Here is a 19,411-nt window from a genome sequence, read left to right on the forward strand (position 1 = left end):
GACAAACACCGAAGGTTTGCATGCCTACTCTCGACACCCCTTTCGCCAGCCTCGAACTGCAACGCCAACCGCACCAGGCCAACGAGCCACTGCAGGCCTTCGACGCAGCCGACGAATACCTGCTGGGTCATCTGCACGAGCACGGCGTCGAGGCCGGCAGCCGCGTGCTGCTGCTCAACGACAGCTTTGGCGCCCTCGCCTGCTCGCTGGCCGGGCACTGCCAGGTGACCAGCAGCAGCGATTCACATCTGGGCTTTCTCGCCTTGCAGAAAAACCTCGCCAGCAATGGCCTGAGTAGCAACACAGTCACTTTTTTGCCGAGCAACGAAACGCCGCAAGGGCCGTTCGACTGGGTGCTGATTCGCGTGCCCAAGACCCTGGCGCTGCTGGAAGAGCAACTGATCCGTCTGCACAGCCAATTGGCGCCGGGCGCTCGCGTGATTGCCGGAGCGATGATCAAGCACCTGCCGCGCGCGGCGGGCGATCTGCTGGAGCAATACATCAGCCCGGTGCAGGCCTCGCTGGCGGTGAAGAAAGCCCGCCTGCTCAGCGCCACGCCTGAGGCTAAAGCCACCCCACGCTCGCCCTACCCGAGCCGCTATCGTCTGGACAAACCGGCACTGGAACTGATCAACCACGCCAACGTGTTCTGCCGCGACGGCCTGGACATCGGCACCCGCGCTTTCCTGCCGCACCTGCCACGCCACCTCGACGCACGCCGCGTCGCCGATCTGGGCTGCGGCAACGGCGTGCTCGGCATCGCCTATGCCCTGGGCAGCCCGCAGGCGCAACTGACCCTGGTGGACGAGTCCTACATGGCGGTGCAGTCGGCTCAGGAAAACTGGCAGGCGGCGCTCGGTGAGCGACCGGTGACGATCCGCGCAGGCGACGGCCTGGCCGAGCAGCCGGCCGACTCGCTGGATCTGGTGCTGTGCAACCCGCCGTTCCATCAGCAGCAGGTGGTCGGCGATTTTCTCGCCTGGCGCATGTTCCAGCAGGCCCGCGCGGCATTGGTCACCGGCGGCGAACTGTGGATCGTCGGCAACCGCCACCTGGGCTATCACGCAAAGTTGGCGCGTCTGTTCCGAGGCGTCGAGCAGGTAGCGGCCACCCCGAAGTTCGTGGTGCTCAAGGCGAGAAAGTGACTCGTTGATTGTCACGGCCGAAAAGTATCACTAAAGTGGCACTTTCATCTTCGCAGCGGTCACCGTCCATGAAAGTCGAGTTGGTCACGAACTTAAAGCGACAGGCCACCAAGATTCTGGCCGACCTTCACGAGTCCAAAGAACCCGTACTGATCACCGAGCATGGAATGCCTTCGGCTTATCTGGTGGATGTCGATGACTACCAGTTCATGCAGAAGCGCCTCGCCCTTCTGGATGCATTGGCAAGCGGTGAACGGGCCGTCGTCGAGGGCAATACGTTCAGCCACGAGCAAGCCAAGGAGCGGCTGGCCAAGTGGCTGAAATAGTCTGGACAAGCGTCGCGCTGGAGCAACTCAACGACCTCGCCGAGTACATCGCCCTCGACAAACCGGATGCCGCCAGAGCGCTGGTCGGCAAAGTGGTGGACGTCGTTGCACGGCTGGAGCAGTTCCCCCTCTCAGGTCGGGTGCCGGAGGAGCTTCCCAGCTCCGTCTATCGCGAGATCGTCGTGCCTCCCTGCCGAATCTTCTATCGGTATAGCGATGAAAAGGTCTTCATCATCCACATCATGCGAGAGGAGCGCATGCTGCGCGCTCACATGCTCGGATGAACCTCACAGGGTCAGGGTAAAGCGCGATAGCAACGCCCCCGGCAGCGCCATAGACCCTGTCTGTCGGGCGCCATAGGTACCGCCAGGCAGCAACAGCTCGGGCTCGCGGGTCAGAGCCTCCAGTTGCGGGCCGAGGAAGTCGAACAACGAATCATCGAAGCGCATGGTGCCCACCGGTGCCTGGATCTGTCCGTACTCGACCCAAAAGGTGGCGAAGCGGGTCATACCGGTCAGGCGCCCGGCCGGCAGGTCGGAGAAGTTGCCGTACCACAGGTTGCCGATATACAGCCCGGTGCCGAGGCGCTGCAGCACCTCGTGCTCATCCAGATCGCCGCCGTGCATGTGCAGTGACAACGGGTATTCGCCGCGTCCGGCACCATTGGCGGTCAGGCCGTACTCGGCAGCGCTGCGCGAGCTGACCAGGCGTTCGCCGGGACGCCCCCGGTCGATCAGACGCAGTGGCTGGCGTGGCCCTTCAGGCGTGAAGGCCGGAGCCAGGCCGCCTTCGATACGCTCATCAACGGTTACTTGCGCGTTGAGTTCGGCCTTGCCGCCGAACAGCCGCTGCAAGGGGCTACCGCCCGAGGCCAGCGCCTGTGCGCCGAAGCCCCAACAGCACAGGCTGACCAGCTCCTCCAGCGCCGCCGGCGCCAGATAGGCACGGTAGGCACCCGGCTGCAGCGCCTTGGCCGGAAGGCCGAGAAACACTAACTGCTGCCGCGCGTCATCGAGTTTGCGGATGAACGACTGGGCATCCCAGTGCTCGCCGGCATAGGCACTTTTCACCGCCTGACCGTTGCCGTGGAACAGGCTGAAATCGAGATTGAAGCTGCTGGCTGCATACCAGCCGAACGCGCCCCAGGAACTGGCGAAGCCCTGGTACTGCGGGCCGACGGCGAGAAAACCGACCAGATCCAGGCCCTGCGCTGCCGCAACCACCTGCTGCGCGATGGACGCGCCGTCCAGCGCAACTGCTTCGCCCACCGACTCGCTGCGCCAGGCCTGACGATTCAGGCGCAGATACGGATCCTCGCTCAGAGTTGGCAGCATGCCACGCAGGCGCTGTAGCGCTTGCTGCAGCAGGGGCACATCTTCATCGAGCACACCACTGAGCGCCAGCTTGTGCTCGGCATGGCGCTGGCCCTGATACAGCGACAAGGTGACGTACACCTGCTGCACCTGCCCGGCCTGACGCACCTGCCCCTGGTTGAAGCGGATAAAACCGGACACCTCGGCGCTGTAGGCCAGGGTGAAGCCTTCCTCGCCCACGACTTGCGCCTGCAGATGCGCAAGCAATGCATTGAAATGCTGACGAGCATCCATCAGGCCGCCCCTCCGAAAACGTCGATATCGGCAAACACACAGGCCGGTGAGGCATGCCCGACACGGATCACCTGATTGGGCTCACCCTTGCCGCAATAGGGCGTGCCCAGCACCTCGAAGGTACTGGCGTCGCCGACCGCCTTGAGGTTGCGCCAGAAGCGCGAGCTGATGCCGCGGTAGTTGGGGTTCTTCACCACGCCCTTGAGCTCGCCGTTCTCGATCAGTTGGCCCCACTCGCAGCCGAACTGGAATTTGTTGCGCGCATCGTCGATCGACCAGGAACGGTTGTTGCTCATCAGGATGCCGCGCTCGATGCCGCCGATCAGCTCGGCCAGGGTCTGGTCACCGGGTTCCAGATTGAGATTGGCCATACGGTCGATGGGCGGTCGATTCCAACTGCACGCGCGGCTGTTGGCGACACCCGGCAGCCCGCTGCGCCACTGCGACAGCGCACCGCCGAGCGGGCGCTGAAGGATGCCATCCTCGATCAGCAAACGGCGCTCGGCCGGTGTGCCATCGTCGTCATGGCGGTAGCTGGCCAGCTCGCCCGGCACGCCGGGATCGAAGCTGACGTTGAGCAGCGGCGAGCCGTACTGGTACGACCCGAAATCTTCCTGGCGGATGAAACTGGTGCCGGCGAAGTTGCGCTCGTCGCCGAGGATGCGGTCCAGCTCCAGCGGATGGCCGATGGACTCGTGGATCTGCAGGATCATCTGATCCGGCATCAGCAGCAGGTCACGCGAACCGCTCGGCGTGTTGGGCGCCAGCAACAGTTGCAGCGCCTCGTCGGCGATACGCGCGGCGCTGCCGATCACACCCAGTTGCGACAACACCTCGGCACCGCCCTGGCGCGCCAGATGCGTGCCACCGAAACTGCGACTCTGGCTGTCACGCTCATCGCTGGCGGTCACGCCTACCTGCGGGAACACATAACGCTGGGCGCGGCGCAGGCAGGCACTGGCACTGTTGAGATAGATCTGCTCGTGATCGGTGAAGGTCAGGCCGACATGACTGTCCACCAGGCGCGTATCGCGGGGAATCAGCGCCGACTCGGCCATCAGCAGCTCGAACCAGTGCGCGGCACTGGCCTGCGGCTGCTGGTAGCCAGGCATCACATCATCGGCCTGTTCGATTGGATACGGCAGGTCAGCAAGGTCCAGCAGGTTATGCCCGGCCAGCGCGCGAGCCAACTGCTCCGCGCGCTCCAGTGCTGCTTGCAAACCGGCTTGGCTGAGATCGCTGGTGGCTGCATAGGCTTCGACACCGGCGATACGTACGTTCAACATTGCGCCGGAATCGTCGACGAAGGACGGCGCCTGCGCTACATGCCGCCGCACCGAGTAGGAGGCACGGCTCTCCTGCACATAACGCAGCGACCAGAAGTCCGCAGTGGATTGCAGCGCGGCGAAGCGGCGTTGCAGGGTATCGCTGAGGGCGAACATCAGGCCTCCTGGATATGCAGACAAAGGAGGTCAGTATGGGAACAACGCGGCAGCGCGATCAACCACGCAGCCCTATCAGTGGGCGAGGCCCTCTCTTTGCCCTCGCACGCGCTTGATATCGCGGTTCGGCGGATCGCCGAATAAACGGCTGTACTCGCGACTGAACTGGGAGGCGCTCTCATAGCCGACACGGGTAGCCGCGCTCCCGGCATCCAGGTGCTCGTTGAGCATCAGTTGCCGGGCATCGAGCAGGCGTAGGTTTTTCACGTACTGCAGGGGGCTCATGCCGACCACGGCACGGAAATGCTGACGAAATGTCGACGGACTCATGTGCGCTCTAGCCGCCAAGTCATCCATCGGCACGTTCTCGGTGTAATGCTGCTTAAGCCAGGCAACGACCTTGGCCACTTGCTGGCTCGGCGAGCCGACCGCAATCAGGCGGCGTAGGCTGGGGCCATGCTCACCACTGAGCAAGCGGACGACGATCTCCTGCTGGATCAGCGGTGCGATGGAGGAGATCAGCGACGGCTCGTCCAATAGACGAATCAGCCTGATCAACGCCTCCTGCAGCCCCGCATCCAACGCTGCCAGGGATATTCCGCGCCCCGCCGAAGCCTGAACAGGCCTCGCAAACTCCATTTCCGCTGCCACCTGGGCAATCATCCGTGCATCCAGTTGCAACCACATGCCGAGAAAAGGCTCTGCAGAACTGGCACGAGTGACATAGGCGACCACGGGCATGTCCACAGTGGTAATCAGCGTTTGTCCTGGCCCGTAGTCGAATATCTCGTCGCCCAGCATCAACCGCTTGCCGCCCTGCACGATCAGCGCCAGGCCCAGACCGTAGATACAGGGCATCGGCTCAGTGGTGGAACTGCAGCGGCGCATCTTCAGCGTCGTAATCGCGGTATCGCAATCCCCATCAGATTGGGCAATTGCTCCAATTAAATCGGTAAGTCTGTCGATACCCGTTCCAGCCTTAAGCGTCATTTAAAGCCCCATTAAATCGGTCGTCCGCCAGTGATCTGGATGAAAAAAGCTTAGCAGCGTGACGAACAAGTCACTCGACCAACGAGCGATCTTCAGCGAATCAGGCAAAAAACAAAACGATTCCGACAACCGCCCTGCGCCTCTTCGCCGTGATACTGCCCCCAACCACGATGCCCTACTCAGCTCACGGAGATGCAGTGCTATGACGTCTAGCGAATCGAGGCTCTTCCAGCCTCTGACTTTCAACAATGGCCTGACCTTGCGCAACCGCGTCGTCATGGCACCGATGACCACATGGTCGGCAAACCCCGACGGCACCCTCTCCGCACAAGAACTCGTCTACTACCGAGCTCGCGTCAACGGCGTTGGCATGGTGATTACCGGTTGCACCCACGTAACGCCAGACGGTATCGGCTTCACCGACGAGTTTGCCAGCTACGACGACAGCTTTACCCCCAGCCTGCGCAGCCTCGCCGAGGCAGCCAAGAGCGGTGGTGCGCCGGCGATCCTGCAGATATTCCATGCCGGCAACAAAGCCTTGCCGTACCTAGTACCCGATGGCCGCGTTGTCAGCGCCAGCGCACTCAAAGTGCCACCGAGCCCATTCAACAACGCCGAAGTGACCAGCGATGCACTGAGCGAAACAGAAGTCGAGACGATCATCAAAGCCTTCGGTGAAACCGCTCGCCGCGCCATCGAGGCCGGTTTCGACGGCATCGAGCTGCATGGCGCGCATGGCTTTCTCATCCAGAACTTCTTCTCGCCCCTGTACAACCAGCGCGACGATCAGTGGGGCGGCTCGCTTGAAAACCGCATGCGCTTCCCCTTGGCCGTGGTGCAGGAAGTGCAGCGCGTCATCGCCGAGCACGCCAAGCAGCCGTTCCTGCTGGGCTACCGCATATCACCGGAAGAATCGGAAGAAGGCGGGCTACGCATCGACGACAGCTTCGTGCTGATCGACCGACTGATTGAGGCCGGTATCGATTACCTCCATGCCTCGCTCTTCAACATCCCGCATGCACGCCCAATAGGCCATGAGCGCACGACCGCCGAGCTGCTCGCCGAGCATGTCGGTGAGCGCCTGCCGCTGATTGCTGCGGGCCTTATCCGCACGGCCAAGGACGCGGAGCAAGCGCTGAAAGTCGGCCTATCACTGGTCGCCGTCGGCCAGGGCCTGGTGATAAACCCAACGTGGGTGGAACTCGCAAGCCAAGGCAAAGCAGCCGAGATTGCCACCGCGCTCGACCCCAAGCTCGTGCCGAACCTGGTGATCCCTGACAAGCTGTGGGGCGTCATCCAGATGGCGAAGGGCTGGTTCCCCCTTGTCGAAGACACCCCCGCAAGCGCCTGATGGATGCCGCAAGGGTGGACAACGCGAAACGTGTCCACCTTCTCGGACTGGATGACGCGTCAGCCACTCTCGCACCACAACGTTACGCGACCAAGGCGTGCCCCCGCCAAGCCTATCGAACGTAGCGTGAAACGTTAGGCGACGCAGAGACACCGAGGCCAGCCGACCAGCAATCAGAAATCCAGCGTGGCCGACAGCTTGAAGGTACGCGGCGCGCCCTGAGTCAGATAGCCGCCATTGGCCGAAGCCCAGTAGTTCTTATCGGCGACGTTCTCCAACAGCGCATTGAAGGTCACGGCATGCTCGTCCAGGCGGGTCGTGTAGCGCGCCCCCAGGTCGACCCGCGTCCAGGCCGGGATGCTGTAGTCGTTGGCGCTATCGACGAACTGCCCGCCGGTGCGCAACAACAGACCGTTGAGGCTCAGCCCCGGCGCACCCGGCACGTCCCAGTCGGCACCGACGTTGAACTGGAACTCAGGCACGCCGACAGCCTGGTTGCCATCGTTGCTGCCGCCTGCGGTACCGCGCAGCTCGGCTTCCGTCCAGGTCGCCCCGCCGAGCAGACGCAGGCCACTCAGCGGCTCGCCGAACAGGCTCAGCTCGACACCACGGTTGCGTTGCTCGGCATCCACTGCGTAGTAGCCATTACCATCGGTCACGCCCTGTGGCTGCTCGATGCGGAACAGGCTCAGGTTGCCGCCGAAACGCCCCCAGTCGAGTTTCACCCCCGCTTCGGTCTGCTTGGAGCGATAAGGCGCGAACATCGTACCGCTGTTTTTAGCGCTATTGGGCGCGGTCGGCCCCTGCTGCAGCGCCTCAATGCGATTGGCATAGAACGACAGGTAATCGGTGGCCCTGAACACCAGGCCGTAGGCCGGCGTGGTGATGCTTTCCTGGTAATTGGACGTACGCGCTCTGCTCGCCGCACTCCAGGCATCGGCACCGATGGACTGGCGGCGTAGGCCGAGCGTCAGCAGCACACGATCATCAAAGAAGCCCAGGGTGTCAGAGACCGCCAGGCTCTTGTTCTGCACCTTACCGGTGGTGTCCGGGTCATGCAGGTCGCCGGAGGGCTTGCTGGCCTTGGGTACGGAAACCGGCGAGCCGTCGTACAGATTGCCCTCCTCGCGATTGTCCGCACTGGTCAACTCGAAGGCGTTGCGTTTTTCCTGCCAGATGCCGTTGGCCGCCAGGTTGACCCTGTGGCTTACCGAGCCGCTCTGCAGCTCGCCGCGCAGGCCCGTGGCCAGGCTCAAGGTTTCCTGATCGAGCGGCGAATACAGCCGGCCGATGCGCGCCGCGCCATCGGCGCCGTACACGTAGTTGGAGGCATATACGCCGTTCTCCCGCGTGTACTTGCCACCGCCGCTGACGTAGGCCGTCCACGACGGCGACAGGTCGTACTCAGCGCTGAACATGCCGTAGGTGTCTTCAAGTTGCGACCAGCTCCAGGGTTGGGCGTAGTTGTGCTTGGAGTCCGGCGCGTCCGGCACCTTGCCATTGAGGGTGGACGTGCTCCCCGTGGTGGTCAGGTAGACCACCGAGCGTCCCTGGTTCACACGCTGCTTCTGGTAGCCGATGTCCGCGGCCAGGCGTAGGCGCTCACCGCGATAGTCCAGGGCCAGGGAAGCCAGACCGAAGCGTGAATGCTCATCGTCGACGCCCGTTTCCCCTTCACGTTGCGCCAGGTTCAGGCGCACACCGAAACGGTTGTCTTCGCCAAAACGCTGCCCCAGATCGAGATGACCACCCACCCGACTGTCGCTGGCATAGTCGAGGGTGAAGCGGCGTGTCGGGGTGTCCTCGGCACGCTTGGACACCACGTTGATCGCCCCACCGACACCACTGCCGCCAGGCGCGACGCCATTCAGGAAGGCATTGGCACCCTTGAACACCTCGACCCGCTCGACAGACTCGGTGGCAATGATCTGCCGTGGCAGTATCCCGTACAGGCCGTTGAAGGCGATGTCGTCGCTGTACAACTGGAAGCCGCGCACGACGAAGACCTGTGAGAAGTTGCCGAAGCCGTAGGACTGGCGCACGCCCGGATCGCTGGCCAGCACGTCAGCCAACGTCTGCGCCTGGCGCGTTTCGATCAGTTCGGAGGTGTAGCTGGAGAAGGCGAAGGGCACGTCCTGCATGTCCTGGTTGCCCAACAAACCGATATTGGCACCGCGTGCTACCTGATCACCGGCATAGTGGCTCGGCAGATCCGCACGATCATCAAGCCGACCGCTGACAGTGGTGGTGCCCAACTCCAGCACATCGCCGCTGGCGGGTGCGGGGATCAGCGTGACGGTGCCATCGCTGCCAATGCTGAACGTCAGCCCGCTGCCCTGCAGCAGCCGCTGCAACCCGTCGCTGACGGAATAGTCGCCCTTGAGCGCAGTGCCTCCACTCATGCCCCGAGTCAGGCTGGCGTCGTACAGCAGACGGATGCCCGCCTGCTCGGCAAAATCGGTTAACGCCGCATCCAGTGGCTGAGCCGGGATGTCGAGTTCGACGGCCTGCACCTGAGCGGCAACGAGGCCGAGTGAGAGGGCGATCAACGTCGGGATGAAGGGAATCGAACGCATGCGGATGTCCTGTGCTCTGCTGGCTACTCATGCGAAGAAGTCGCATTTGCAGAAACAGAAGACGAAGGCGTTGCGCATTCCTGAACCTGCGCCCGAATATTTTTTGAAATCCGCCCAACATCGCCGTCATTCGTAGCCCGGACGCCATCCGGGAAACGGCGGCACAAGCACGGTGTCAGCTGCGCGATGACACCAGCAGCACACCTGGCAAGCGAGTCAGCCTGACCGGCAACGCCGTTTCGATGGCATGCAGCAGCGCCGCCGGATCATTCAGGGCGAACACGCCTGTCACCTTCAACTCGCGCGCCTGACCATCGAGAAACAGCACTTGTTGCGCCTGTTGCCGCTGCAGCTCCTCGAACACCTCGGCCAGTGGCCGGTCGCGAAAAACCAGGCGCCCGCGCTGCCAGGCCAGGGCGCGCGCCGCATCCAAAGGCTGCGGGGCTTGCAGTTGGCCGTCGAGCCAGGCGATCTGCTCACCGGCGCTCACGGCACGCGCGTGGCCATCAGCATCGCTGACCTGCACATGCCCCTCAGTCACCGCCAGCAACACCTGGTCGCCCAGCAGGTTGAGGTCGAAGCGAGTGCCGGTGACACGGATATGCGCATCTCCCGCATCGATCAGGAAAGGATGCTCGGCATCGGCAGCCACCTGAAAATCCACCTGCCCCCGGTACAGACGCACTCGCCGCTGCCCATTTGCATTGGCATCCCAGTCCAGGGCCGTGGCACCGTTGAGATGCAGCCGCGAGCCATCTTCGAGCGTCACTTCACGCCGCTCTCCCGCCTCGGTGCGTACATCGGCATGCCAGCCCGGCGGCGCCATCCACAGGGCAAGCAGCAGGCAGGCAGCAGTCGCCAGGGGTAATGGCCAGCGCCGCTTGCGACGCGGCAGGGGCTGCACAACGGCGGCGGGTCGTTCGACCTGGCCAAGCAGCGCCCACAAGTGCTCCACCTCGGCCATCGCCCTGGCGTGCTCGGCACTGCTCTGACACCACTGCTCGGCTGCAGCCCGCTCGGCCGCACCAGCCCGTCCGGAATTCAGCAGCACCAGCCACTCCCGAGCCTGGCTGCGCAAATCGGGCTCATTCATGACGGGTCATCCATGCGTTCCTGACAATATTCGAGGGCCTTGAGGATATAGCGTCCGGCCATGCTTTCCGAGACACCGAGGCGCTCGCCGATTTCGCGCTGGGTGAGGCCATCCAGACGATTCCACAGCAGCGCCTGACGCAGATGCTCAGGCAACTCGTGCATCAAGGTCTGCAAACGGGCCAGGCGCCGGCTGTCTTCAGTGGCACGTTCGGGTTCAGGCAGTTCGCTTTCCAGCGCCTCGTCGAGCGGCGCCAATTGCGGACGAGCCTGCTGCTGGCGGTGGTGATCGATGAGCAGATTACGCGCGATGCGGTAGAGGAAGGCGCGTACATTGCCGATCTCCCCCACCGGACGGCCTTGCAGGCGCAGCCAGGTTTCCTGACGCAGATCGGCAGCGAGTTCGCTGCAACGTGTCTGCCGGGTGAAGAAACGCAGCAGCTCCGACGAATGACGCCGGAACTGCTCTTCGGGAGGCTGTGGATCGACAGGCGTGGACACGAGCGGCTCTCGGTGCCGGGAAAGCACGAGAAAATAGTACAAACGCAAATGATTTTCAAATGAATCCATTCGACCCTGTAGCGAATGGAGGTCGGCTGGATCGCCGGGCTCAGCCCGGCGCCCCCAACCCCGCCGCGCTCATGAACAGGCGCAATAGCCAGGCCACGATACCCAGCGTGGCGACGCTACAGGCCCAGATCAGCACCAGCCAACCTAGGCGCTGCCATAGCGGCTTCTTCTCTTCGGTTTCGGTCATGGCCGCGTCCTCAGTGGTAGCCATCATCCACCGTCACCTTGCCGCGAAATACATAGTAGCTCCAGGCGGTGTACATGAGGATGAAGGGGATGATGAACAACGCCCCGACCAGCATGAAGCCCTGGCTCTGCGGTGGCGCGGCGGCGTCCCAGATGCTGATGGAGGGCGGGATCACGTTCGGCCACAGGCTGATGCCCAGGCCGCTGTAGCCGAGGAAGATCAGCACCAGGGTGAGGATGAACGGCGCGTAGTGGGCATTATTCGCCACCGCTCGCAACAGTGCCCAGGTGCACAGCAGCACCAGTACCGGCACCGGCATGAACCAGAACAGGTTGGGCAGGCTGAACCAGCGCTCGGCGATGTCCGGGTGGGCGAAGGGCGTCCACAGGCTGACGATGCCGGTCACGCCAAGCAGCACCAGTACCAGCGGCCGGCCAAGGTCATGCATCTGCTGTTGCAGGCGGCCTTCGGTCTTCATGATCAGCCAGGTGCAGCCGAGCAGCGCATAGGCAGCGATCAGCGCCAGGCCGCAGAACACCGAGAACGGCGTCAGCCAGTCGAAGGCGCCGCCGACGAAGCGTCGGTTGACCACCTCGAAACCGTCGATGTACGCCCCCAGCGCCACGCCTTGGAAGAAGGTCGCGGTCAGCGAGCCGCCGATGAAGGCCTTGTCCCACAGGTGGCGCTTGGCGGCCTTGGCCTTGAAGCGAAACTCGAAGGCCACGCCGCGGAAGATCAGCCCTAGCAGCATCAGGATCAGCGGCAGGTAGAGCGCATCCAGCACCACCGAGTAGGCCAGCGGGAAGGCGCCGAACAACGCCGCGCCGCCCAGCACCAGCCAGGTTTCGTTGCCGTCCCAGACGGGTGCGACGGTGTTCATCATCACGTCGCGCTCGCCCTCGTCACGGACGAAGGGGAAGAGGATGCCGATGCCCAGATCGAAGCCATCCATCACCACGTACATCATCACACCGAAGGCGATGATCACCGCCCAGATCAGCGGAAGGTCGATACCCATGTTCAGTTCCTCTCCGGCAAGCTGTCGGTTTCACCTTCGTCCATGCCCTCTTCGGCCGCCGACAGCGGTCGCGCCGGCGTACGCGGCTGGCCAGGACCACCGGACGATACTTCCTTGCCCTCGTCGAGCTTCGGCCCCTTGCGCACCAGGCGCAGCATGTACCCGATACCGGCGCCGAACAGCAGGAAGTACACCACCACGAACAGCACCAGGGTGAAGCCAAGCTGCGTCGCGCTGTGCCCGGAGGCCGCATCGGCGGTGCGCATCAGGCCATGCACGATCCACGGCTGGCGGCCGATTTCAGTGGTGTACCAGCCAGCGAGAATGGCGATGATGCCGCTCGGCCCCATCCACAACGCAAGGTGCAGGAACGGACGCGAGCGATAGAGCCGATCGCCACGGCGCAGCCAGGTGCCCCACAGGCCGGTGAGGATCATCAGCAGCCCCATCGCGACCATGATGCGGAAGGTCCAGAAGATGATGGTGGAATTGGGCCGATCCTCGGGGGCGAACTCCTTGAGCGCCGGCACCTGCTTGTCCAGGCTGTGGGTCAGGATCAGGCTGGCAAGACCGGGAATCTCCACCTTGAAGCGGGTTTCTTCGCGCTGCATGTCTGGCAAGCCGAAGAGGATCAGCGGGGTCGGCTCGTCACCGACGTTCTCCCAATGGCCTTCCATAGCGGCGATCTTCGCCGGCTGATACTTGAGCGTGTTGAGCCCGTGCATGTCGCCGATGAAGGCCTGTATTGGGGCGACGATCAGCGCCATCCACAGCGCCATCGAGAGCATCTTGCGAATCGCCGGGTTGTCGCGTCCGCGCAGCAGGTGCCAGGCCGCCGAGGCGCCGACGAAGAACGCGGTGGCGAGGAACGCCGCCGTGGCCATGTGCGCCAGGCGATAGGGGAACGACGGGTTGAACACCACGGCGAACCAGTCCACCGGGATCACCCGCCCGTCGACGATCTCGAAGCCCTGCGGCGTATGCATCCAGCTGTTGGAGGCGAGGATCCAGAAGGTCGAGATCAGCGTGCCGATGGCCACCATCACCGTGGAGAAGAAGTGCAGCCCCGGCCCGACGCGGTTCCAGCCGAACAGCATGACGCCGAGGAAACCCGCTTCGAGGAAGAACGCGGTGAGCACCTCGTAGGTCAGCAGCGGCCCGGTGACTGCCCCGGCAAAGTCGGAGAAGGCGCTCCAGTTGGTACCGAACTGGTAGGCCATCACCAGGCCGGAGACCACGCCCATGCCGAAGTTGACCGCGAAGATCTTCGACCAGAAATGGTAGAGGTCGCGGTACACCGTGTTGCTGGTCTTTAGCCACAGGCCTTCGAGCACCGCCAGGTAACTGGCCAGACCGATGGTGATGGCCGGAAAGACGATGTGAAAGGAAATGGTGAAGGCAAATTGGATGCGGGCGAGTTCGAGCGCCTCTAGGCCAAACATGACACGTCCTCATTCAGGGTTATCTCGGCCCCGGCACGCAAAGCCGAGCCACAGACTCCAGGTATTGGAGTCGCACGAGCGGTAGTTGTTCTTATCGAGTGAAAAGGCACGATGGCCGGAGGTACAACGCGCGAAGTGCTGCATTGATCTGGATCAATGCGCATTGAAAGACTAGTCGCTAATCACGCAACTGGCGCTGTGGTCGTTTGCCGCGCGACAGGCCACCGCAGCGAGGAGGCAGGAGGTACGCCGGCTGGCGGCCCCAGATAGGCGCTAGCGAGCCTGGGCTTGCAGGCATGAAAAAAAGGGCGGCCACGCGCTACGCGGGCCGCCCGAATCACGGAGTTGCTACATCGAGTGACCGCGATGACTTGCGATCACCGCTATTGGATTACCGTTCGAGGATCGCGGTCACACCCTGGCCACCTGCGGCGCAGATGGAGATCAGCCCACGTCCCTCGCCGGCCACCGACAGCAGCTTGGCCAGGTTGGCGACGATGCGCCCGCCGGTGGCGGCGAAGGGGTGGCCGGCAGCCAGGGAGCTGCCCTTGACGTTCATCCGGCTGCGGTCGATGGCGCCCAGCGGCGCGTCGAGGCCCAGGCGTTCCTTGCAGTACTCGGCGTCTTCCCAGGCCTTGAGGGTGCACAGCACCTGGGCGGCGAAGGCTTCGTGAATTTCGTAGTAATCGAAGTCCTGCAGGCTCAGGCCGTTGCGCGCCAGCAGGCGTGGCACGGCGTAGACCGGCGCCATCAGCAAACCTTCCTTGCCCTGGACGAAGTCCACCGCCGCCGCCTCGCCATCGCGGAAATAGGCCAGCACCGGCAGGCCACGCGCCTTGGCCCACTCCTCGCTGGCCAGCAGCACCACCGAGGCGCCATCGGTCAGCGGCGTGGAGTTGGCCGCAGTCATGGTGCCGCGCGGGCCGCGCTCGAAGCAGGGCTTGAGGCTGGCGAGCTTCTCGGCGCTGATATCCGGGCGCAGGTTCTGGTCGCGGGTCAGGCCACGGAATGGCGTAAGCAGGTCGTCCTGCCAACCTTCGGCATAGGCCGCTGCCAGCTTCTGGTGGCTGGCCAGGGCCAGTTGATCCTGCTCATCACGCGGGATGGCCCAGCGCTGCGCCATCAGTTCGCAGTGCTCGCCCATCGACAGCCCGGTGCGTGGCTCGCCATTGCGCGGGATGGCCGGAGCCAGGTGGCGCGGGCGAATCTTCAGCAGGCTCTTGAGCTTGTCGCCGGTGCTCTTGCCGCGATTGGCCTCCAGGAGGATCTGCCGCAACCCTTCGTTGACACCGATGGGCGCGTCCGAGGTGGTGTCGACGCCGCCGGCGATGCCGCAGTCGATCTGCCCGAGGGCGATCTTGTTGGCCACCAGGATCGCCGCCTCCAGGCCGGTGCCGCAGGCCTGCTGCAGGTCGTAGGCCGGGGTTTCCGGCGCCAGGCGTGAGCCGAGCACGCATTCGCGGGTCAGGTTGAAATCCCGCGAGTGCTTGAGCACGGCACCGGCCACCACCTCGCCGAGGCGCTCGCCATGCAGGTTGTAGCGCTCCACCAGGCCTTCGAGGGCGCTGGTCAGCATCTCCTGGTTGCTCGCTGTGGCGTAGACGGTGTTGGAGCGGGCGAAGGGAATGCGGTTGCCGCCGACGATGGCGACCCGGCGTAACTGGGCCATGCTGACTCCTTGCGGATGAGAATGAGGCGAACGGGCCGTTTTGAAACGGCCTGCCAAGGCTAGCGTGAGTGGGCCAGGCTGCATTGGCCGCCTTGCCGGCCAGCCGCGCAGAGCGGTCAATTGCGCTTTGACCATGACTGCGTACAGTGACACGACTTTCGATCCGCCCGCAGGAGCTTTTCATGTCCGACCGTTACCTCGCCTTCGCCAACTCGCCGACCGGCCGCCGCCTGGTCGGCGCCCTCGGTCTGCCGGCGCCAGTGCGCCTGGAGCGCTGGATGGCCGGCCGCATGCGCCCGGTGGACGGCGCCCTGCTGCTCGGTGGCGAGGGCGATCTGCTCAAGGCCCTGCCCGCTTTCGCCAGCAAACTGACCGATCAGCTATTCGCCGCCCGCGAGGGGCAGCTCGATCTGCCGCGCTGGACGGCCGAGCACGGCCCCAAGCTCAAGGCGCTGGTATTCGACGCCAGCCACCTGACCCGCTTCGAGCAATTGATCGAGCTGCGCGACTTCTTCCAGCCCACCTTCAAGGGCCTGGCGAAATGCCCGCGCGTGCTCGTGCTGGGCCGTGCGCCCGAGTCGATCAAAGACCCCATCGCCGCCAGCGTGCAGCGCTCGCTGGAGGGGTTCACCCGTTCGCTGGGCAAGGAGATCCGCCGTGGCGGCAGCGTGCAGTTGCTCTATGTCGGCAAGGGCGGCGAGCAGCAACTGGAAGGCGCGCTGCGCTTCTTCCTGTCGCCGAAGAGTGCCTACGTGTCCGGCCAGGTGCTGCGCCTCGGCGCCTGCGGCGAACAGGTGAAGGACTGGACGCGTCCGCTGGCCGGCAAGAAGGCGCTGGTCACCGGTGCCTCACGCGGTATCGGCGCGGCCATCGCCGAAGTGCTGGCGCGTGACGGCGCCGAGGTGGTGCTGCTCGACGTACCGCCCGCCGCCGACGCGCTACAAGCGCTGGCTGCGCGCCTGGGCGGACGCGCCGTGGCCCTGGATATCTGCGCCGAGGACGCGCCGCAGCGCCTGGTCGAAGCGCTGCCCGAGGGCCTGGACATCGTCGTGCACAACGCCGGCATCACCCGCGACAAGACCCTGGCGAAGATGAGTGACGCCTTCTGGAACTCGGTGATCGACGTCAACCTCAAGGCCCCGCAGGTACTGACCCAGGCGCTGCTGGATGCCAACAAGCTGCACGACAATGGCCGCGTGGTGCTGATCGCCTCGATCAGCGGCATCGCCGGCAATCTCGGCCAAACCAACTACGCGGTGAGCAAGGCCGGCGTGATCGGCCTGGCCCAGGCCTGGGCGCCTGCTCTGGCGAAGAAGGGCATCAGCATCAACGCGGTGGCGCCCGGCTTTATCGAAACCCAGATGACCGCTGCCATCCCGCTGGGCATCCGCGAAGCCGGGCGACGGATGAACTCGATGAGCCAGGGCGGCCTGCCGCAGGACGTCGCCGAGGCCGTGGCCTGGTTCGCCCAGCCGGGTTCGGGCGCGGTGACCGCGCAGGTGTTGCGCGTGTGTGGGCAGAGTTTGTTGGGGGCTTGAGGCTGTTGCGGTGGTGCTGGTGCTGGTGCTGGTGCTAGTGCTGGTGGGCTAAAGCCCACCCTACGACTGCCTGTAGCCCGGATGCAATCCGGGCTACAGGCGGCACGCAGCGCCCAGGATTGCACCCGGTGGGAGGCGCTTCAGCGGCGACGGTCGCGGCTAAAGCCCCTCCTACAACTCGCCCTTTCCGCGCTTGCGAAACTCCACGGGCGTCTCGCCGACCCAGCGCTTGAACGCGCGGTAGAAGGTGCTCGGCTCGGAAAAACCGGTGCGCTCGACGATGACCTCGATGCGCTCGTCGGTCTTGAGCAGCAGCTCCTTGGCCAAACGGCAGCGGTAGTCGGTGATCAGGTCGTTGAAGCGCACGCCGGCCATGGCCAGGCGCTCGCGCAGGCGCCGGGCCGGCATGTTCAAACGCGATGCCACCTGTTCCAGGGTGGCGCCGCCATCGACCAGCAACTCGGCGATCAGCTCACGCACCTGGCGCACCAGATCCAGGCGCTCGACCTCGGCCAATTGCCGCCGCGCCAGCGACTCGTGCATGCGCAGCAGTTCTGGGGCGGCATGGCGCGACGCCTTGTCCAGCACGGCAGCGTCGAAGACCAGCGCGCACGACTCGGCGCCCAGTCGCACCGGGCAGCCATAGACCGCCTGGTAACGCTCGGCCGGCGCGCCCTCGGTGTGCATGAAGCGTACTTCCTGCGGGCGGAAGTCGTTCTCGGTCAATGCGGCGAACAGGCGGATCACCGCACCGGCCAGCATCTCGGGGAAGTGGCGTGGCGTCTCGGGCTCCACGCTCAGCGTCAGCACGGCCAGTTCGCCGTCCACGTCGAGGCGAGCACTGAGGGTATCGGACAGCAGGCGCACGTAACGCAGGGCATGGCGCAAGCCAGTGCCGAAGGTTTCGCTGGAGAGGAACAGGTATTCCAGAAGCAGGCCATGGAAGGGCGGCAGGTGCTGCGCCAGGAACAGCCCGACGTGCTCCTCGCCGCATTCCTCGCTGGCAGCCTTCCAGAACAGGGTCTGGGCGGCATGCGGAAAACGGCCAGCCGGCAACCCGCCTGGCGGCAGGCCGACACGCACCAGCACGCGGTCTGGGTCGGTTCCGCTGGCGCGCAGGGCATCGATTACCGGGCGCATCAGCGCCACATCGTCGGTCAGATCACGCATGTTTATCGGCTGTTGTTATTCGTGAGCGGCGCCATCTTAGCAGGCTGCCGGTGAACTACCTACGCTGGCGATACAGGCTGCAAAGGCGCTCAACAGGCTCTGACCCCGCCTCTTGATCGCGCTTGCTGCACGGGCTCGGTGGAACCGTGCCAAGGCCGGTACGAAGTTTCGCTGCCGATCCGACTCGACAGGCCAGGCGAATTGGCTGTTCGGCACACGGGCGGGTCAGCACAGCCAATGCCAGCCGACGAACGCCGGTTAAGCTGCAGCCATCCACTGACCAAGGAGTTCCCGAATGGCCATCGACTGGCTCGACCTCGATACCCCGCCAGCCCTGCCCGGTCTTTTCCTGCGTGCCGCCCTGCGGCGCAAGGTGAGCGGCCGCCAACTCCCTGAGTTCGGCCTGCGCAGCCGGGTGGAAGTCAGCCCCGAGCATCTGGCGCGCTATCGCCAGGTCTGCGGCATCCAGGCAGACGGTTATCTGCCGCCGGTCTACCCGCACATTCTCGCCTTCGCCCTGCAGATGCAGTTGCTCACCGACAAGCGCTTCCCCTTCCCGCTGCTCGGCCTGGTGCACCTGAAAAATCGCATCCGCGTGCTGCGCCCACTGGGCGGGCTGGGGCCCTTCCAGGTCAGCGTCCATGTGGCGGATCTGCAGGCGCATGACAAGGGTGTCACGTTCAGCCTGATCAGCCGCCTGGAAGATCAGCTCGGCCTGCTCTGGGAGGGCGACAGCCGCATTCTCTGCCGCGCCCTGCGCCTCGATGACCAGGCGCAGCCGCGCGCCGAGCAGGTACCGTTGGAACTGACGCCACTGACCGACTGGGCCGCGCCTGCCGATACCGGCCGTCGCTACGCCCGTGTCGCCGGTGACTACAACCCGATCCATCTCAGTGCCCTCAGTGCCCGCCTGTTCGGTTTTCCACGCGCCATCGCCCACGGTTTGTGGAACAAGGCGCGCAGCCTGGCGGCGTTGCGGGCGCACCTGCCAGTGGCCGGTTACGAGGTGGACGTGCGCTTCCAGAAACCGGTGCTGCTGCCCACCCATGTCGCGCTGCAAGCCAGCGAGCCCGGCCCCAGTGGCCAGTTCCGTCTGCTCGGCGAGCACGACACGCCGCATATGGCCGGGAGCTGGCAGCCGCTGGAAAGCTGATCTGTACATCCTGTAGGAGCAGCCGGACGGCATTGCGCTTCAGCCGCGAAACGGACCGCGGCTGAAACCGCTCCTACGCGTCAATAAGCGCGCCGGACAGCTTGCAGCGCGCCGCATTCCCCCCGAAGCTATGCG

General features: G+C 64.5%; 17 protein-coding genes. 6 read left to right on the forward strand and 11 right to left on the reverse strand.

The window, feature by feature from the left end; genetic code table 11:
• Positions 1 to 20: 20 nt before the first annotated feature.
• The 3 genes from VC352_RS11265 (at position 21) to VC352_RS11275 (ending at position 1,755) form a co-directional block, all read left to right on the forward strand.
• Positions 21 to 1,145, forward strand: a complete 1,125-nt coding sequence (locus tag VC352_RS11265) for a class I SAM-dependent methyltransferase (protein ID WP_322979650.1) — start codon at positions 21 to 23, stop codon at positions 1,143 to 1,145.
• A gap of 68 nt (positions 1,146 to 1,213) precedes the next feature.
• A complete protein-coding gene (locus VC352_RS11270; protein ID WP_322979651.1) occupies positions 1,214 to 1,471 on the forward strand; it encodes a type II toxin-antitoxin system Phd/YefM family antitoxin in 258 nt (85 codons plus the stop codon).
• Positions 1,459 to 1,755 (forward strand): type II toxin-antitoxin system RelE/ParE family toxin, encoded by a 297-nt coding sequence (locus tag VC352_RS11275; protein WP_322979652.1) that lies wholly within the window; start codon positions 1,459 to 1,461, stop codon positions 1,753 to 1,755. The genes VC352_RS11270 and VC352_RS11275 overlap by 13 nt, the downstream gene beginning before the upstream one ends.
• Positions 1,756 to 1,758: 3 nt before the next feature.
• Here the strand turns inward: VC352_RS11275 and VC352_RS11280 are convergent, their stop codons facing one another.
• From VC352_RS11280 to VC352_RS11290, 3 genes are all read right to left on the reverse strand, one after another.
• The gene (locus VC352_RS11280; protein ID WP_322979653.1) at positions 1,759 to 3,078 is read right to left on the reverse strand and encodes a TldD/PmbA family protein; all 1,320 of its coding nucleotides are present in this window, start codon (positions 3,076 to 3,078) and stop codon (positions 1,759 to 1,761) included.
• Complete coding sequence (locus VC352_RS11285) at positions 3,078 to 4,520, reverse strand: TldD/PmbA family protein (protein WP_322979654.1); 1,443 nt, start codon at positions 4,518 to 4,520, stop codon at positions 3,078 to 3,080. The genes VC352_RS11280 and VC352_RS11285 overlap by 1 nt, the downstream gene beginning before the upstream one ends.
• 75 nt (positions 4,521 to 4,595) lie before the next feature.
• Positions 4,596 to 5,510, reverse strand: a complete 915-nt coding sequence (locus VC352_RS11290; RefSeq protein ID WP_322979655.1) for an AraC family transcriptional regulator — start codon at positions 5,508 to 5,510, stop codon at positions 4,596 to 4,598.
• Positions 5,511 to 5,712: 202 nt separating this feature from the next.
• Between VC352_RS11290 and VC352_RS11295 the strand changes: the two genes are divergently transcribed.
• Positions 5,713 to 6,861, forward strand: coding sequence for an NADH-dependent flavin oxidoreductase (locus tag VC352_RS11295; RefSeq protein ID WP_322979656.1), 1,149 nt, complete (start codon positions 5,713 to 5,715; stop codon positions 6,859 to 6,861).
• 173 nt (positions 6,862 to 7,034) lie between these two features.
• On the opposite strand, the gene VC352_RS11300 is transcribed toward VC352_RS11295, so the two are convergent.
• The 7 genes from VC352_RS11300 to VC352_RS11330 all read right to left on the reverse strand — a co-directional run bounded on the left by VC352_RS11300 (position 7,035) and on the right by VC352_RS11330 (position 15,415).
• Positions 7,035 to 9,437: a TonB-dependent receptor gene (locus VC352_RS11300; protein ID WP_322979657.1), complete on the reverse strand. Its 2,403-nt coding sequence runs from the start codon at positions 9,435 to 9,437 to the stop codon at positions 7,035 to 7,037.
• A 175-nt stretch (positions 9,438 to 9,612) separates the two neighbouring features.
• Positions 9,613 to 10,530, reverse strand: coding sequence for a FecR family protein (locus VC352_RS11305; protein ID WP_322979658.1), 918 nt, complete (start codon positions 10,528 to 10,530; stop codon positions 9,613 to 9,615).
• Positions 10,527 to 11,030, reverse strand: a complete 504-nt coding sequence (locus tag VC352_RS11310) for a sigma-70 family RNA polymerase sigma factor (RefSeq protein WP_322979659.1) — start codon at positions 11,028 to 11,030, stop codon at positions 10,527 to 10,529. The genes VC352_RS11305 and VC352_RS11310 overlap by 4 nt, the downstream gene beginning before the upstream one ends.
• A gap of 109 nt (positions 11,031 to 11,139) precedes the next feature.
• Positions 11,140 to 11,286, reverse strand: a complete 147-nt coding sequence (locus VC352_RS11315; protein ID WP_322979660.1) for a DUF2474 domain-containing protein — start codon at positions 11,284 to 11,286, stop codon at positions 11,140 to 11,142.
• A 10-nt stretch (positions 11,287 to 11,296) separates the two neighbouring features.
• Positions 11,297 to 12,304 carry a cytochrome d ubiquinol oxidase subunit II gene (gene cydB / locus VC352_RS11320; protein WP_322979661.1) on the reverse strand — a complete coding sequence of 336 codons (1,008 nt, stop codon included), beginning with the start codon at positions 12,302 to 12,304 and terminating at the stop codon, positions 11,297 to 11,299.
• A gap of 2 nt (positions 12,305 to 12,306) precedes the next feature.
• Positions 12,307 to 13,746, reverse strand: coding sequence for a cytochrome ubiquinol oxidase subunit I (locus VC352_RS11325; protein ID WP_322979662.1), 1,440 nt, complete (start codon positions 13,744 to 13,746; stop codon positions 12,307 to 12,309).
• 391 nt (positions 13,747 to 14,137) lie between these two features.
• Positions 14,138 to 15,415: an acetyl-CoA C-acetyltransferase gene (locus VC352_RS11330; protein ID WP_322979663.1), complete on the reverse strand. Its 1,278-nt coding sequence runs from the start codon at positions 15,413 to 15,415 to the stop codon at positions 14,138 to 14,140.
• A gap of 182 nt (positions 15,416 to 15,597) precedes the next feature.
• On the opposite strand from VC352_RS11330, the gene VC352_RS11335 reads away from it, so the two are divergent.
• On the forward strand, positions 15,598 to 16,953 hold the full coding sequence (locus VC352_RS11335) for a 3-oxoacyl-ACP reductase (RefSeq protein ID WP_322979664.1): 1,356 nt from the start codon (positions 15,598 to 15,600) through the stop codon (positions 16,951 to 16,953).
• A 171-nt stretch (positions 16,954 to 17,124) separates the two neighbouring features.
• Here the strand turns inward: VC352_RS11335 and VC352_RS11340 are convergent, their stop codons facing one another.
• Positions 17,125 to 18,123, reverse strand: coding sequence for an AraC family transcriptional regulator (locus tag VC352_RS11340; RefSeq protein ID WP_322979665.1), 999 nt, complete (start codon positions 18,121 to 18,123; stop codon positions 17,125 to 17,127).
• 295 nt (positions 18,124 to 18,418) lie between these two features.
• On the opposite strand from VC352_RS11340, the gene VC352_RS11345 reads away from it, so the two are divergent.
• The gene (locus VC352_RS11345; RefSeq protein WP_322979666.1) at positions 18,419 to 19,276 is read left to right on the forward strand and encodes a MaoC family dehydratase; all 858 of its coding nucleotides are present in this window, start codon (positions 18,419 to 18,421) and stop codon (positions 19,274 to 19,276) included.
• Positions 19,277 to 19,411: the final 135 nt, after the last annotated feature.

Origin of the sequence: Pseudomonas sp. C11 (assembly GCF_034683865.1) — a bacterium.
Lineage (GTDB): Bacteria > Pseudomonadota > Gammaproteobacteria > Pseudomonadales > Pseudomonadaceae > Aquipseudomonas.